This window comes from Streptomyces sp. NPDC006134 (genome assembly GCF_040628835.1).
Lineage (GTDB): Bacteria > Actinomycetota > Actinomycetes > Streptomycetales > Streptomycetaceae > Streptomyces.
In genome coordinates, this window is sequence record NZ_JBEXTV010000002.1 from 165,558 (window position 1) to 179,623 (window position 14,066).

Consider the following 14,066-nt stretch of genomic DNA (forward strand, 5'->3'; position numbering starts at 1 on the left):
CCGGGGAGGGCCGGGGGAGGACCGGGGCGGCTGTGGATGATGCCGTGGTACCGGAAAACCCGAGGCCGAGGAGAGGGATGGCGTTGAAGACGGACCCGGGTGCGGGGCACCCCTTGCGGAAGGCCGGGGCGGAAGAGGACGGCACCGGTCCCGTCGCCGCGAAGCGGGGCGCCGGCAGCCGCGTGGGGAGCGGGCTGCTGGGCGTTCTCTTCCTGCTCTTCGGCTTGGTCCTGGTCGGGTCCGGTTACGAGGAAGGCCCCAAGAAGGTGGCCGACGGCACCTTCGGGACGGTCGTCATCGAGCAGTGCGGCACGGACGCCGGCCGGGACGACGACGTGGAGTGCACCGGCACCTTCCGGTCCGACGGCGGCGGCATCCGCTACGACGTGGAGGACTTCGAAGCCGGTTCGGACCGCGACAGGGGCGAGAAGGTCGAGGCGGTGGCGTTCGGCCCCATGTCGTCCGAGCACGCCACCCCGGCGTCGCTCTATGTCGAGGGGGCGCGGTTCTGGTGCGTCGCCGCGTCGATGGCCGGCGTGGCGGTGTTCCCGCTGAGCGCCGCCTTCGCCCCCAGTGGACGCCGCATGCGACGCGGGACGCTCGTCACCGGCCTCGTCCTGCTCTTCGGCGGCCTGCTGGGCTGCGGCGTCTGTGTCCTGGCGAACTCCGTGCTGCTGTAGCCGCGGGCGAGGACCGGTCCACGACAAGGGGCCGGGGTCCCGGGGCTGTGGCCGGTTACCGCGCGGAGGAGTCCGGCTGCCGCGTCGCCGTGCCGCCCCCGGCCGCCCGCTTGATCGCCGCGTCCCGCCTGCGGACGTACCAGATGCCGACGAGTCCGAGCCCGCCTCCCGCCAGGCAGGTCCACAGCCACCAGGTGTGCCCGTGGTCGGCGAACCAGCCGTAGAAGGGCAGCTGCACCAGGAAGAGGACGAACCACACGAGGGTGCCGCCGGTGATGGTGGCGACCACGGGCCCCTCCAGGGGCTCCGGCGCCTCGTGCTTCGGGGTCCACTTCGCCATGCGCACAGCTTACGAGGCGGTCTCCTCCGGACTGGACCGGAGCGGACCGGAGCGGATCGGAGTGGGCGGGACCGGAGCGGATCGGAGTGGGCGGGACCGGAGCGGATCGGAGTGGGCGGGACCGGAGCGGATCGGAGTGGATCGGAGTGGGCGGGAGCGGACCGGACCGGAGCGGACCGGAGTGGGCGGGAGCGGACCGGACCGGAGCGGGTCGGAACAGATCGGTTCGGAGCAGTCCCCGCAAGGGTCTACGCGCGGAGATGGCGATATTGGAGTCGTACGTTCATACTGAAACCGTTTGTCTTTGTCCACTTCCGCTCGTAGAAAACACCAAGAGGCCGTGGGGGAGTCTCCTGGTGATGAGGTCCCGCATGTCCACCTCGGCCACCGCCAAGGTTCCCGCGCCCGACCAGCCGGAGGACCGGCCCCCCTACGGTGCGCTCGACCGCTACTTCAAGATCTCCGAGCGCGGCAGCACGGTCGCCCGTGAGGTCCGCGGCGGTCTCGCCACCTTCTTCGCGATGGCCTACATCATCGTGCTGAACCCGATCATCCTCGGCAGCGCGAAGGACATGTACGGCCACCAGCTGGACAACAGCCAGCTGGTCACCGCGACCGCCCTGACGGCGGCGTTCACCACGCTCCTGATGGGTGTCCTCGGCAACGTGCCGATCGCGCTCGCCGCCGGTCTCGGCGTGAACTCCGTCGTCGCGCTCCAGCTCGCCCCGCGGATGTCCTGGCCGGACGCCATGGGCATGGTGGTGCTGGCCGGTTTCGTGGTGATGCTGCTGGTCGCCACCGGCCTGCGCGAGCGCGTCATGAACGCCGTGCCCTACGGCCTGCGCAAGGCCATCTCCATCGGCATCGGCCTGTTCATCATGCTGATCGGCCTGGTCGACTCCGGCTTCGTCTCCCGCATGCCGGACGCCGCCCACACCACCGTCCCGCTCCAGCTCGGCGCGGACGGCCACCTCAACGGCTGGCCGGTGCTGGTCTTCGTCCTCGGCGCGCTGCTCACGCTGGCGCTGATCGTGCGCAAGGTTCCCGGCGCCATCCTCATCTCGATCGTCGTCATGACGGTCGTCGCGGTGATCATCAACCTGGTCGCCAAGGTGCCCTCCTGGGGCCTGACCACCCCGAAGTGGCCCGGCAACCCGGTCTCCACCCCCGACTTCGGCCTGGTCGGCCAGGTCAGCCTGTTCGGCGGCTTCGAGAAGGTCGGCGTCCTCACCGGCGTCCTGTTCGTCTTCACCGTCCTGCTGTCCTGCTTCTTCGACGCCATGGGCACGATCATGGGCGTCAGCGACGAGGCGAAGCTGACCGACGCCCAGGGCCAGATGCCCGGCATCAACAAGGTGCTGCTCATCGACGGCGTCGCGGTCGCCGCGGGCGGTGCCAGCTCGGCGTCGGCCACCACCTGCTTCGTGGAGTCCACGGCCGGCGTCGGCGAGGGCGCCCGCACCGGCCTGGCGAACGTCGTCACCGGCGCACTCTTCGCCGTCGCCCTGTTCCTGACGCCGATCGCCACGATGGTCCCCTCCCAGGCGGCCACCCCGGCGCTGCTCGCGGTCGGCTTCCTGATCCTGTCGAACTCCATCAAGGAGATCGACTGGGCCGACTACACGATCGCCATTCCGGCCTTCGTGACCATGCTGATGATGCCGTTCACCTACTCGATCACCAACGGCATCGGCATGGGCTTCATCACCTTCTCCGTGCTGCGCCTGGCGGCCGGGCGGGGCCGGGAGGTCCCGGCGGCGATGTACGTGGTGTCGGCGGTGTTCGCCTTCTACTGGCTGATGCCGGCCCTGGGCCTGACCTGAGTCCCCGAGCGGGCTACGGGGGTCAGGTGACCCCGTAGAAGCGTTCCGTCTCCTCGACGGCGGTCTGGAACCGCTCGTCGAAATCGTTGCGAATGAGCGTCCGGACGACATAGTCCTGGACGCTCATTCCTCTTCTGGCCGCATGGTGCCGGAGCCGTTCGAGCAGCTCCCCGTCCATCCGCAGGCTGAGCACACTGGTCTCCATGGTCCCCATGGACACGAGGGTCACCTCACGCGACCGGGTGGTGCGTGTCTTTCCGGAAACAGCTCACTCGTTCGGGTGAAGCGGGGTTCCGTGGTCGGGCTCACGGGCAGAAAGCCCTGTCCCCGGTGGTATTTCGTCAGACTAATGAGTTACGCTAAAGACATGCCGGACCTCACCCATGGCGACGACGCCGCCGCCGTGAACTCCCTGCGATCCGCCGTGATGCGGCTGTCCCGTCGGCTCAAGCACCAGCGCGTCGACGAGTCGCTCAGCCCCACCGAGATGTCGGTGCTCGGCACCCTGGCCCGCTGCGGCCGGGCCACCCCGGGCGAACTCGCCCGCAAGGAACACGTCCAGCCGCCGTCGATGACCCGCATCGTCGCGCTGCTGGAGGCCAAGGGGCTGGTCCGTCTGGAGCCCCACCCCGAGGACCGGCGCCAGAAGGTGGTGACGCAGACCGAACAGGCCGAGGCGATGCTCGAGGAGAGCCGCCGCAAGCGGAACGCGTTCCTGGCCTCGCTGGTCGAGGAACTCGACGAGGACGAGTGGGCGGCACTGCGCGCCGCCGCCCCCGTGCTGGAGAAACTCGCACACCTGTAGCAGCGCGATCCCGAGGAGGCGACCCATTTGAGTACGGGACCCGGAGCAGCTTCCGTCCCCGCACCCGGCACCCACGACACCCCCCGCAAGGCGTCGATGTTCGCCTCCTTGAAGGTCAGGAACTACCGCCTGTTCTTCCTGGGGCAGGTCGTCTCCAACATCGGCACCTGGATGCAGCGCATCGCCCAGGACTGGCTGGTGCTCTCCCTCACCGGCTCCTCCGCCGCCGTCGGCATCACCACCGCCCTGCAGTTCCTGCCGATGCTCCTGTTCGGCCTCTACGGCGGTGTCCTCGTCGACCGGCTCCGCAAGCGCCCCACGCTGCTGGTCACCCAGACGTCGATGGCGCTCACCGCGCTGTTCCTCGCCGTCCTCACCCTCACCGGCCACGTCCAGGTCTGGCACGTCTACGTCGCCGCCTTCGCGATGGGCCTGGCCACCGTCGTCGACAACCCGGCCCGTCAGTCCTTCGTCTCCGAGCTGGTCGGCCGCGACCAGCTCCAGAACGCGGTCAGCCTGAACTCGGCCAACTTCCAGTCGGCCCGCCTGGTCGGCCCCGCCGTCGCCGGCCTGATGATCACCGGCGTCGGCACCGGCTGGGCGTTCCTCTTCAACGGCCTGTCCTTCGTCGCGCCCCTGACCGGCCTGCTGCTGATGCGCGCCCGCGAGCTGCACGTCGTCGAGCGCGCCCCGCGCGGCAAGGGGCAGCTGCGCGAGGGCCTGCGCTACGTCGCCGGGCGCCCCGAGCTGACCTGGACCATCGTCCTGGTCGGCTTCATCGGCACCTTCGGCTTCAACTTCCCCGTCTTCCTCTCCGCCTTCGCCGACGACGTCTTCCACGCGGGCGCGGGCGAGTACAGCCTCTTCAACACCCTCATGGCCGTCGGCTCGCTCACCGGCGCCCTGCTGGCCGCCCGGCGCGGCAACGCCCGGCTGCGGGTGCTGATCGTGGCGGCCGTCGCCTTCGGCGTGCTGGAGATCGTGGCCGCGCTCTCCCCGTCGCTGTGGCTGTTCGCGCTGCTCATGACCCCCATAGGGATCTTCAGCATGACGGTCAACGTCACCGCGAACACCAGCGTCCAGATGGCCACCGACCCGGCCATGCGGGGACGGGTGATGTCCCTCTACATGATGGTCTTCCTCGGCGGCTCCCCCATCGGCGCCCCGATCGTCGGCTGGATCACCGACACCTACGGCGCCCGGGTCGGCTTCGCCGCCGGCGGCACCATCGCGGCGGCCTCCGCCGTGGTGATCGCCCTGGTCCTGGCCCGCGTCGGCAACCTGCGCCTGTCGGTCGGCTGGCACGCCGGGCATCCGCGGGTGCGGGTCGAGCGGCGCGAGGACCTCGCACCGGCGGCGTGACCGGCCGGGCGGGGGCGGGGGCGCCGACGGTGTGCCCGGCCGGGCGGGGGCGCCGGCGGGGTGGCCCGCGGGCGGGTGAGGGGCGCGTCAGTCGCGGGGGAACTCGCCGGTCTTCAGGACGATGCCGACCGGGGTGCCGGTGAGGTCGACGTCCTCGCCGAAGCCGAAGCTGACGCTGCCGTGGTACGTGCCGTCCTTCGGCAGGGTGTGCAGGTGCCACTCGCCGGTGTACGGGTCGACGATCAGGTAGGCCGGCACCTCGGCGGCGGCATAGGCGTCCTTCTTCGGCCCGTAGTCGTTGGCCGCGGTGTTCCTGGAGATCACCTCGGCGACGAATTCGACGTCCTCGTGGCGCCAGCGGCCCTTGTCGTCCTTCACCGAGCGATCGGCGAAAGCCGCCACGTCACAGGCGAAGCCGTTCAGATGCCCCGGGAAGTCGATCCGCACATCCGACGCCAGCCGGCTGCGTGGATAGGTGGCCCGTACTTGTTCCAGGATGCCGAGGATGATCTCGAAGTGAGTCTGCCGCTGCGGTGACATGAAGATGTGACCCCCGACGATCTCGGCCTTGTATCCCTCGGGGACGGGCATCTTCTCGAGCCACTCGAACATGACGTCCAGCGTGAGCTCGCCGCTCTCCTCGGCCATCTCGATCCTGTCGTCGAGGACGGTCATCGTGGCGCTCCTCCCCGGCCGCACCTCGGGCGAGTGCGCGGCCGCGCGGTACAACGATACGCACGGTGGCCAGGGCACGCCCGGACCCGCGGGCGGGGAGGCCGGGACGGGCACACTGGCCCCATGAGACTCTTCGCCGCCGTGCTGCCCCCCGACGAGGTGATCAGGGCGCTCGCCGCCGAGATCGACCGGCTGAAGCGGCTGCCCGGCGCGGACGGGCTGCGCTGGACCGGCCGCCCGGGGTGGCACCTCACGCTCGCGTTCTACGGCGAGGTCGACGACACCCTCGTACCGGACCTGTCGGACCGCCTGGCGCGGGCCGCCCACCGCACCGAGCCCTTCCGGCTGGCCCTGAGCGGCGGCGGCCAGTTCGGCCGTGGCCGCGCCCTGTGGGCCGGGGCGGAGGGCGACCTGGACACCCTGGCCCTGCTGGCCGGCCGCGCCGAGGCGGCCGGCCGCAAGGCGGGCGTGGAGATGGGGGAGCACCGCCGCTACAAGGCCCACCTGACGGTGGCGCGCAGCCGGGACGCGACCGACACCCGCCCGTACGTCGACGCCCTCGCCTCCTTCACCGGCCCCTCCTGGACCGTGGAGGAGCTGGTCCTGGTCCGCAGCAACCTGCCGAGGTCCGGTACGGAGGGCGAACGGCCCCGTTACGAGCCGGTCGGCCGCTGGCCGCTGGGCGCCTCCGGTTAGGCTCGAAGGCGTGGACCCGAAGACCCGGAACCGGATCATGGCCGGTGTGCTCGTGCTGATGCTCGTGGTGGTGGCGGTGGCGGCGGCCGTAGGAAACTAGCGACGACCGGCGTCGGCCGGCGACGACTGGCGACAGCCGGCTTCACCTGGCGACAGCCGGCTTCACCGCGGGCCCTGCGCGGACCCGCGCAGGGCCACCGCCTCGCACAGGGCCACCGTACCGCCCCACCATCGCGTGCCCGGGACTACCAGGCGAACGCCTCCGGAGAGGGCCCCGGCCCGGGGAAGATCTCGTCCAGCCCGGTCAGCAGCTCGGCCGACAGCTCCAGCTCGACGGCCCGCAGCGCCGAGGCGAGCTGCTCGGCGGTGCGCGGACCGACGATCGGACCCGTCACGCCCGGCCGGGTCAGCAGCCAGGCCAGCGCGGCCTCGCCCGGCTCCACCCCGTGCTTGTCGAGCAGGTCCTCGTACGCCTGCACCTGCGCCCGCACGGCGGGGTCGGCGAGGGATTCGGCGGCCCGGCCGGTGGTCCGGCGCGCGCCCTGGACCTCCTTCTTGAGGACGCCGCCCAGCAGACCGCCGTGCAGCGGCGACCACGGGATGACACCGAGGCCGTAGTCCTGCGCGGCCGGGATGACCTCCATCTCGGCGCGGCGCTCGGCGAGGTTGTACAGGCACTGCTCGCTGACCAGGCCGATGGTCCCGCCGCGCCGGGCGGCGACCTCGTTCGCCTGGGCGATCTTGTAGCCGGGGAAGTTGGACGATCCGGCGTAGAGGACCTTGCCCTGCTGGACCAGGACGTCGATCGCCTGCCAGATCTCCTCGAACGGGGTGTTCCGGTCGATGTGGTGGAACTGGTAGAGGTCGATGTAGTCGGTCCGGAGCCGCTTGAGGCTGGCGTCGACGGCCCGCCGGATGTTCACGGCGGACAGCTTGTCGTGGTTGGGCCAGACCTCTCCGTCCGGGCCCATGTTGCCGTACACCTTGGTGGCCAGGACGACCTTGTCCCGCCGTCCGCCGCCCTGCGCGAACCAGTTGCCGATGATGCTCTCGGTACGGCCCTTGTTCTCGCCCCAGCCGTAGACGTTGGCGGTGTCGAAGAAGTTGATGCCGGCGTCCAGCGCCGCATCCATGATCGCGTGACTGTCGGCCTCGTCGGTCTGCGGACCGAAGTTCATCGTGCCGAGGACGAGCCGGCTGACCTTGAGACCTGTGCGTCCGAGCTGCGTGTACTTCATGGTCCACAAGCCAACGACCTGGAGTGGACTCTAAGCAAGGGAGGCGTGCGCCTGCCGGCCCGCCGGCCCGGGTGCCGCCCGTGGCGGGGGCGGGGAGAGAGGCCGCTGAGGAGGTGGAGGGAAGTGGTGGGGCGGGTGGCCGGTAGGGGGACTTTCGGGTAATCATCTGGCCACGGGGCTTGAGTCGGGGGGACACCGGGTGGGAAGTCGTGGGCTGGGGGCGGTCGTGACGGCTCTGGCCGCGCTGTGGTGCGTCTTGGCCGCTCCGGCGCCCGCCCACGCCGCGGAGAGGGCGGACGACGTGTGTGCCGCGGCGGGACTCGCCGGGGCGAGGGTCGGCACGGCGGTGAGGTTCCAGCACGGCAACCGCACGTACACCAAGGTCACCACGGAACTGACGGTCGACGTCCCCGCCGGCTGGAAGCACGCCGGGGACCTGCTGCTCGGTGAGGGCAGTCGTGCGTACGGCACGGCACTGTCCTGCCTCACCCGGCGTGAACCGGGCCAGCACCGGCGCTGGACGGAGTGGAGGCCCGGTCAGCCGGTGGTGACCGCGAAAGGCGACCGCGTCAGGGTCGCCGTCAAGGCGCACACCTGGGTGAGCCAGTACCGGTCCTTCATCGAGGTCGGGATCTGGCGCGTACAGGCACGGGCGGAGCTCTGGAATGTGACGCTCCAGCCACCGCCGGCGCTGAAAGGCGCCCACTGGGACAAGATCGTTGTGGATCCCGGTGCCGTCGGAGCCGAGACCGCGAAGCCCCGGCCGACGACGGGGGAAGGAGCCTCCGCCCTCGTGTGGCGCCCCGCGAAGGAGGACGGGGAGCAGCGCAAGGAGGACGGGGAGCAGCGCAAGGCGGACGGGGAGCAGCGCAAGGAGGACGGGGAGCAGCGCAAGGCGGGCGCGGAGAAGGCGGAGAAGGCGGGCGCGGAGAAGGCGGAGGAGGCGGGCGCACCCGCGCCTCCGGCCGTCACGGTTTCCCTTCGGCCCCCCTGGCAGCGTTCCTGGGCCGCGCAGGGCGATCGCCTGATCGCCGCGGGACTCGACCGCTTGGGGAGTCTGCTGTGGGTGTCGGCCATCTCCGGCCTCCTGCTGGCCGGGGCCTTCCGCTACCGCCGGCGCCCCCCGAGCGTCACGGCGGCGCAACACCGCACCCTGCGCAACCTCGTCGAGTGGGCCGTTGCCGTGGTCGCCCTCTCGCTGCTCACCCAGGTCGACGATCTGATGCGCCGGTACGAGGAGAGGCAGAGCGTGACCGGCGCCTGGCTCGACGAGCAGATCCTCCGAGGCCACGTCTTCGCCCTCGCCGCCGCCGTCCTGCTGTTCTGTCACGGCCGGCCGCCCGCGCGGTTCTGGGCGGCGGGAGGACTGCTGGCCCTTCCGCCGCTGGTGACGATGAGTGTGCCGGAGCCGTTCGGCCTGCGTCCGTCACGGCTGGGAGAGGAATACCGGGCCTCGGGCATCGCCCTCGCCGCGGAGACCACCGCCGCCTGCTGTGTCATGGCGCTGACCGTGCTCGGCTTCGTCACCGTGGCCTGGAGGCTCGCCGCCGACGGTGGTCTGCTGCCGCCGAGCCGCCGCCTCCCGGGGCGTGCGCGGGCACTGCGGCTGCGCGTGGCCGGCCCGGCCGTCGGCGCGTGGACCGTCGTGCTGGCTGTCTGCGGAGCGCTCGCGGTGGACCGCAACTGGCGGCGCGCCACGTGGCTCAGCGACCGGACCGCGGACGCGTACGGGATCGACCACAGGATCGACTTTCTCTGGGAAGCGGTGTGGTCCCTTTCCGGCGGACAGGAGTGGATCGTCAACTACGGCTGGATGCTCACCAGCGTGGCGGTGCTCGCCGTCCTGCGTACGTGGCGCGCCTCCCTCCCGGCGTCCTCGCCGGCGTCGGCCATGTCACCGCTCGACGACCGGGCGGACCGCCTGCTGTTCCTCACGTTCTTCCCGCTCGCCGTCGGCATCGGCGGCGGTTACCACCTCGCCAGTGCCCTCCCCTGGGCCCTGTGGATACCCGTGTACATGCTCGCCCTGTACGGAGCGGCCACCCTCTTCGCCAAGAACGCCGTTCTGGCCCAGCCTCTCGTCGTCTCGGGACGGCCACTGGCCACGGAAGCGGACGCCGGTGCCCGTGCGGCGCTGCTGGAGAAGTCCCGGCACTACCGCGAGACGCACGCCGAACTGCGCCGCCTCGACCAGGGACTGTTCGGTGACGTGCCGCCCGTGCGGAAGAACCTGGAAAGGAAGCTGGACAAGCTGCACGACTGGCCCACCGGCGGTTCCCCGGCCCTTCGTGAGCGACTTCCGGCGCAAGTGTCGGTGGTCGACGCGGCCCTGGCGCTGGGACCGCGGGACGAGTGGTGGGCCAACGGCGTCCGAGGGGCCCGTTTCGCTCTCCTCCCCGGTGTGCCGGCCGCTGTCCTGGGCATGTGGGCCGACTGGGTGCGAGGGGAGGCGTGGCAGGACACGCTCGGGGACCCGTTCGGACTGCCGGGCATGGCGCTCGGCATCCTCTACTGGCTGGTCACGTGGGTCGGGGCGGGATTCGTCCTGGGCGCCCTGTGGCGTGTGCTGCCCGGCCGGCGCGGCGCCGCCAAGGCCCTTCCCGTCGCCGCCGCCTTCGCGCTGCCGGTCGGCCTGGACGCGCTGGTGGGATGGTTCACGCGCGAGGGCAGCGCCAACCTCGCGCTGTACGCCTCGACGATGCTTCTCGTGCTCACCGTGACCGGCATCGCGCTCGATCTCGACACCTTCCAGGGCGAGCGCCGTTACTGGCAGACCCGCCTCGGGCTTCTGCTGTCGGTCTACCAGATGCGCTACTACTCGCTGCAGGTCGCCTATCTCATCGCCCAGGTCATCGCCGTCATCTCGATCTGGCAGTTCTTCGCCGAGCCCTCCGCGTCACCGCCGTCCGGTGACAAGTGACGTGACCCGGCCGCGGCGCCGTCGCGGCGGCGGGGCGGCGGGGCGGAGGGGCGGAGGATCGACGGGGAGGGAGGGGCGGGTACGGCACCGTCACCGGGCGCTCAGGAACCGGGTCCGCGCGTGACCTGGTCGCGGGGGAACCTGCCGGTCTCAAGGGCGAGGTCGAGGACGGTGCCGGTGAGGTCCACGTCCTCGCCGAAGACGACCCGGGTCTCCGTGGTGTAGTCGCCGTCCTTGGGGTGGGTGAAGACGTGGCACCTGCCCTGGTAGGGGTCGGCGACGAGGTACAGGGGGACCTCGGCGACGGCGTAGGCGGTCTTCTTGGGGCCGTAGTCGTCGGCCGCGGTGCCCGCCGAGATCACCTCGGCGACGAACTCGACGTCCTCGTGGCGCCAGCGGCCCTCGGCGTCCTTCTCCGCCGACTCGCGGAGCTTGACGACGTCCGGGCAGAAGCCGTTGGCGTGGCCCGGGAAGTCGATGCGGACGTCGGAGAGGACGGTGGCGTCCATTCCGAACCTCTCCGTGATCGCGTAGGCGATCTGGAAGATGATCTTCCAGTGGGGGTCGCGCTGCGGCGTCATGTGGATGTTGCCCCCGACGATCTCGACCCTGTATCCCTCGGGGACGGGCATGCGCTCCAGGCGCCGGAACCACTCGTCCAGACGCTCGTGGTCGACGTCGGCCATCTCGATCCTGTCGTCGAGGACGGTCATCGTGGCGTTCCTCCCCGGCCGGCCCACCGGCGGGCACGGCCGCGCAGTACAACGATACGCACGGTGACGGGGGCACGCGGGCCCCGCGGACCCCCGGCCAACCGTCGTACGGGGCGGCTTAACCGTCGTACGGGCCGCCCAGCCCCCACGCGTCGTCCATCGCCGCCGCGAACGCCGCCGCGATCTTGTGCTCGCCGCTCTCGTTCGGGTGGGTGCCGTCGTAGGTGTCGGTGTGGATGTCGTACGACGGCGGGGGCGAGGCCATGACCAGGGGGGAGGACGTCTCGTCCAGGTCGGCGGCCGTCTTCGCCAGCAGTTCGTTGAAGTGGGCGACCTGGGCGGCGAAGGGGGCGTCGTGCTCGGCCCGGATGTTGGGGGTGACGGGGAGCAGGACCATGCGGATGCGCGGCTTGGCCGCGCGGGCGGCGGCGACGAAGTCCCGCACGTTGTCCGCCGTCTGTTCCGCGTCGGTGTAGAAGCCGAGGTCGATCAGGCCGAGGGAGACCAGCAGGACGTCCGCCCGGTGGGCGCGGACCGCCTCGCCGATCAGCGGGGCCATGTGGAACCAGCCCTCGCCCCAGCCGGCCAGGTGGCCCCGGGGGAAGTCCGGGTCGGCGTACGCGTACGAGACGGGGGCCTCGGCCTCCTTGTCGTACAGCGTCTCGCGCGGGCCGACGAACGTGAACGGGCCGCCGTACGCCGCGCACAGGTGCCGCCACAGGCGGTAGCGCCAGGTGTGCTCCCCCGCGCTCCCGATCGTCATGGAGTCACCGACGGGCATGAACCTGAGCATCAGATCATCATGGACGATCGGGCGGACACCCGCGATGTGAGCCCGGACACCCCCGTGAACATCCGTACGCGGTGGCAGGCTTGGGGCATGCGCCGACCCTTCGCCCTCCTCGCCGCCGCCCTGCTCGTGGGCGCCCTCGCCGCCGCGCCCGCCTCCGCCGCCGACGGCGGGGAGGACGGGAACGCCGGGAACGCCGGGAACACCGGGAACACCGGGAATGCCGGGAACGACGGGTTCACGATCGAGGACCCGCGCATCACCGAGTCCAGCGGGCTGGCCGCCTCCCGCCTCCACCCCGGGATCTTCTGGACGCACAACGACAGCGACGACGGGCCGTACCTGTACGCCGTGGACGGCCGGACGGGGAAGACCGCCGCCCGGATCACCCTCACCGGCATCGGCACACCGCGCGACGTCGAGGCGGTCTCCGTCGGGCCCGGGGGCCGGATCCTCGTCGGTGACATCGGGGACAACTTCGGCGGGCGGTGGCCGCACGTGTGGATCTACGAGCTGCCCGAGCCGAAGGAGCTGCGGGACCAGACGGTCCGGGCCACGCAGTACGTCGTCACGTACGCGGACGGGCCCCGGGACGCCGAGTCGCTCGTCGTGCACCCGAAGACCGGGCGCGTCTACATCGTCGACAAGAAGGAGGACGGCGGGCACCTGTACGAGGGGCCGGCCGAGCTGTCCGCCTCGGGCACCAACGTCTTCCGGCCAGTCGCCCCCGTCGACCTGTGGGCGACCGACGCGGCGCTCTCCCCCGACGGGGAGCGGCTCGCGGTGCGCGGGTACTTCGGCGGGATCTGGTACGCCTGGAACGGCGGCCGGATCGAGCGCAAGGGGCGGCTCGACGTGCCGTTCCAGCGGCAGGGGGAGTCCGTCACCTACTCCGCCGACGGGACGAGGCTGCTGTACGGCAGCGAGGGTGAGGGCAGCGAGGTGCGGGCCGAGGACGCGCCGGGCGGGGGCGAGGGGTCCGGGGAGCCGTCGGCCGGGACGCGTGCGTCCGGTTCCGGCTCGGGAGCGGACGGGGGCGGCGGCCTGGCCGGCATGAGCGGCACGGGCAAGGCGGCCCTCGCCGTGGCGGTCGCGCTGGGCGCGCTGTACGGGCTACGCCGGTTGTTCCGGCGGGGCTGAGGCGGGCCGCTCCCGTTCCTGCTCCCGTTCCCGCTCCGCGCGGCGCGCCGCCACCAGGACCTCCAGGCCGTCCAGGATGCGCCGGAGGCCGAACTCGAAGTGGTCGAAGGCGGGGCTCCAGGTGTCCTCGGCGAGGGAGGCCAGGACCGGATAGCGGCCGGTCGTCATGACCTTCTCCAGGACCGGGGCCTGCGCCGCGTAGAACTCGGCCGTCGTCAGGCCGGACTTGCGCTCGGCCTCCTCCTGGTAGACCTGCGTGCGCGCCGCCCCGGCGACGTACCCGTCGATCATGATGATCGCGGAGACCAGTTCCGGGTCGCTCAGGCCCATCGGCTTGATGCGGGCCAGTACCTTCTCCATGCCGTCGAGCGCGCCGGGGCCGAGGATCGGGCGGGACTGGTTGACGTGGAGCAGCCAGGGGTGGCGGCGGTACAGGGCGAGGGTGCCGCGGGCCATGGTCTCCAGGGCCGAGCGCCAGGAGCCGTCGCCGGGGCCGTCCGGATCGCCGGAGGGGCGCTGGACGCGGTCCAGCATCAGGTCGAGCAGCTCGGCCTTGCCGGGGACGTAGCGGTACAGGGACATCGCGCCGGTGCCGAGCTCGGTGGCGACGCGGCGCATCGAGACCGCCTCCAGCCCCTCGGCGTCCGCGACCCGGACGGCCGCCTCCACGATCCGGTCCAGGGTCAGGCCCGGCTTGGGGCCCCGGCTGGGGCGCGGACCGACGTCCCACAGCAGTTCGAGCGTGCGGGCGATGTCACCGCTGCCGCTGGTCTCCGTACCGCCGCTGCTGCTGCCGGTCTTGCCGCTGGTCATGGGCTCAGCTTAAGTCCCGCGGGCCGGTCCGCCGGTAAAAACTGAGTACACCGTACGCGTGAATCGGGTAC

14 protein-coding genes are annotated in these 14,066 nt (G+C 71.6%); 7 read left to right on the forward strand and 7 right to left on the reverse strand.

Features of this window, described 5'->3' with window-relative positions; genetic code table 11:
• Positions 1 to 77 precede the first annotated feature (77 nt).
• Positions 78 to 680 carry a hypothetical protein gene (locus tag ABZ340_RS02150; RefSeq protein WP_358779811.1) on the forward strand — a complete coding sequence of 201 codons (603 nt, stop codon included), beginning with the start codon at positions 78 to 80 and terminating at the stop codon, positions 678 to 680.
• A gap of 55 nt (positions 681 to 735) precedes the next feature.
• On the opposite strand, the gene ABZ340_RS02155 is transcribed toward ABZ340_RS02150, so the two are convergent.
• Complete coding sequence (locus tag ABZ340_RS02155) at positions 736 to 1,020, reverse strand: DUF2530 domain-containing protein (RefSeq protein WP_358779812.1); 285 nt, start codon at positions 1,018 to 1,020, stop codon at positions 736 to 738.
• A gap of 371 nt (positions 1,021 to 1,391) precedes the next feature.
• Between ABZ340_RS02155 and ABZ340_RS02160 the strand changes: the two genes are divergently transcribed.
• Positions 1,392 to 2,843 (forward strand): NCS2 family permease, encoded by a 1,452-nt coding sequence (locus ABZ340_RS02160; RefSeq protein WP_358779813.1) that lies wholly within the window; start codon positions 1,392 to 1,394, stop codon positions 2,841 to 2,843.
• Between the two features lie 22 nt (positions 2,844 to 2,865).
• Here the strand turns inward: ABZ340_RS02160 and ABZ340_RS02165 are convergent, their stop codons facing one another.
• On the reverse strand, positions 2,866 to 3,048 hold the full coding sequence (locus ABZ340_RS02165) for a ribbon-helix-helix protein, CopG family (RefSeq protein ID WP_358779897.1): 183 nt from the start codon (positions 3,046 to 3,048) through the stop codon (positions 2,866 to 2,868).
• A 162-nt stretch (positions 3,049 to 3,210) separates the two neighbouring features.
• Here ABZ340_RS02165 and ABZ340_RS02170 point away from each other — a divergent pair, with 162 nt between their 5' ends.
• Together ABZ340_RS02170 and ABZ340_RS02175 are read left to right on the forward strand one after the other, a co-directional pair.
• On the forward strand, positions 3,211 to 3,648 hold the full coding sequence (locus ABZ340_RS02170) for a MarR family transcriptional regulator (RefSeq protein WP_358779814.1): 438 nt from the start codon (positions 3,211 to 3,213) through the stop codon (positions 3,646 to 3,648).
• A 27-nt stretch (positions 3,649 to 3,675) separates the two neighbouring features.
• Positions 3,676 to 5,010 (forward strand): MFS transporter, encoded by a 1,335-nt coding sequence (locus ABZ340_RS02175; RefSeq protein ID WP_358779815.1) that lies wholly within the window; start codon positions 3,676 to 3,678, stop codon positions 5,008 to 5,010.
• Positions 5,011 to 5,097: 87 nt separating this feature from the next.
• Here the strand turns inward: ABZ340_RS02175 and ABZ340_RS02180 are convergent, their stop codons facing one another.
• Positions 5,098 to 5,685 carry a Uma2 family endonuclease gene (locus ABZ340_RS02180; protein ID WP_358779816.1) on the reverse strand — a complete coding sequence of 196 codons (588 nt, stop codon included), beginning with the start codon at positions 5,683 to 5,685 and terminating at the stop codon, positions 5,098 to 5,100.
• 123 nt (positions 5,686 to 5,808) lie between these two features.
• Here ABZ340_RS02180 and thpR point away from each other — a divergent pair, with 123 nt between their 5' ends.
• Positions 5,809 to 6,381: an RNA 2',3'-cyclic phosphodiesterase gene (gene thpR, locus ABZ340_RS02185; RefSeq protein ID WP_358779817.1), complete on the forward strand. Its 573-nt coding sequence runs from the start codon at positions 5,809 to 5,811 to the stop codon at positions 6,379 to 6,381.
• A gap of 245 nt (positions 6,382 to 6,626) precedes the next feature.
• Here the strand turns inward: thpR and ABZ340_RS02190 are convergent, their stop codons facing one another.
• Positions 6,627 to 7,619 carry an aldo/keto reductase gene (locus tag ABZ340_RS02190; RefSeq protein WP_358779818.1) on the reverse strand — a complete coding sequence of 331 codons (993 nt, stop codon included), beginning with the start codon at positions 7,617 to 7,619 and terminating at the stop codon, positions 6,627 to 6,629.
• Between the two features lie 226 nt (positions 7,620 to 7,845).
• Here ABZ340_RS02190 and ABZ340_RS02195 point away from each other — a divergent pair, with 226 nt between their 5' ends.
• The gene (locus ABZ340_RS02195; RefSeq protein ID WP_358779819.1) at positions 7,846 to 10,539 is read left to right on the forward strand and encodes a DUF6185 family protein; all 2,694 of its coding nucleotides are present in this window, start codon (positions 7,846 to 7,848) and stop codon (positions 10,537 to 10,539) included.
• 101 nt (positions 10,540 to 10,640) lie between these two features.
• Here ABZ340_RS02195 and ABZ340_RS02200 read toward each other — a convergent pair whose 3' ends face one another.
• Positions 10,641 to 11,252: a Uma2 family endonuclease gene (locus tag ABZ340_RS02200; RefSeq protein WP_358779820.1), complete on the reverse strand. Its 612-nt coding sequence runs from the start codon at positions 11,250 to 11,252 to the stop codon at positions 10,641 to 10,643.
• A gap of 118 nt (positions 11,253 to 11,370) precedes the next feature.
• Positions 11,371 to 12,045, reverse strand: a complete 675-nt coding sequence (locus ABZ340_RS02205) for a GDSL-type esterase/lipase family protein (protein WP_358779821.1) — start codon at positions 12,043 to 12,045, stop codon at positions 11,371 to 11,373.
• A gap of 87 nt (positions 12,046 to 12,132) precedes the next feature.
• Between ABZ340_RS02205 and ABZ340_RS02210 the strand changes: the two genes are divergently transcribed.
• Entirely contained in the window at positions 12,133 to 13,182 is a 1,050-nt protein-coding gene (locus ABZ340_RS02210) for a WD40 repeat domain-containing protein (RefSeq protein ID WP_358779822.1), read from the forward strand.
• Here the strand turns inward: ABZ340_RS02210 and ABZ340_RS02215 are convergent.
• A complete protein-coding gene (locus ABZ340_RS02215; protein WP_358779823.1) occupies positions 13,156 to 13,995 on the reverse strand; it encodes a TetR/AcrR family transcriptional regulator in 840 nt (279 codons plus the stop codon). The two genes, ABZ340_RS02210 and ABZ340_RS02215, sit on opposite strands and share 27 nt — an antisense overlap.
• Positions 13,996 to 14,066: the final 71 nt, after the last annotated feature.

Excerpts from the sequence above, each read along its gene's own strand:
- ABZ340_RS02180 (WP_358779816.1), bottom strand. The coding sequence starts at position 5,685 with ATGACCGTCCTCGACGACAGGATCGAGATGGCCGAGGAGAGCGGCGAG.
- thpR (WP_358779817.1), top strand. The coding sequence starts at position 5,809 with ATGAGACTCTTCGCCGCCGTGCTGCCCCCCGACGAGGTGATCAGGGCG.
- ABZ340_RS02155 (WP_358779812.1), bottom strand. The coding sequence starts at position 1,020 with ATGGCGAAGTGGACCCCGAAGCACGAGGCGCCGGAGCCCCTGGAGGGG.
- ABZ340_RS02205 (WP_358779821.1), bottom strand. The coding sequence starts at position 12,045 with ATGCTCAGGTTCATGCCCGTCGGTGACTCCATGACGATCGGGAGCGCG.
- ABZ340_RS02150 (WP_358779811.1), top strand. The coding sequence starts at position 78 with ATGGCGTTGAAGACGGACCCGGGTGCGGGGCACCCCTTGCGGAAGGCC.
- ABZ340_RS02200 (WP_358779820.1), bottom strand. The coding sequence starts at position 11,252 with ATGACCGTCCTCGACGACAGGATCGAGATGGCCGACGTCGACCACGAG.
- ABZ340_RS02210 (WP_358779822.1), top strand. The coding sequence starts at position 12,133 with ATGCGCCGACCCTTCGCCCTCCTCGCCGCCGCCCTGCTCGTGGGCGCC.
- ABZ340_RS02165 (WP_358779897.1), bottom strand. The coding sequence starts at position 3,048 with ATGGAGACCAGTGTGCTCAGCCTGCGGATGGACGGGGAGCTGCTCGAA.
- ABZ340_RS02170 (WP_358779814.1), top strand. The coding sequence starts at position 3,211 with ATGCCGGACCTCACCCATGGCGACGACGCCGCCGCCGTGAACTCCCTG.
- ABZ340_RS02160 (WP_358779813.1), top strand. The coding sequence starts at position 1,392 with ATGTCCACCTCGGCCACCGCCAAGGTTCCCGCGCCCGACCAGCCGGAG.
- ABZ340_RS02215 (WP_358779823.1), bottom strand. The coding sequence starts at position 13,995 with ATGACCAGCGGCAAGACCGGCAGCAGCAGCGGCGGTACGGAGACCAGC.
- ABZ340_RS02190 (WP_358779818.1), bottom strand. The coding sequence starts at position 7,619 with ATGAAGTACACGCAGCTCGGACGCACAGGTCTCAAGGTCAGCCGGCTC.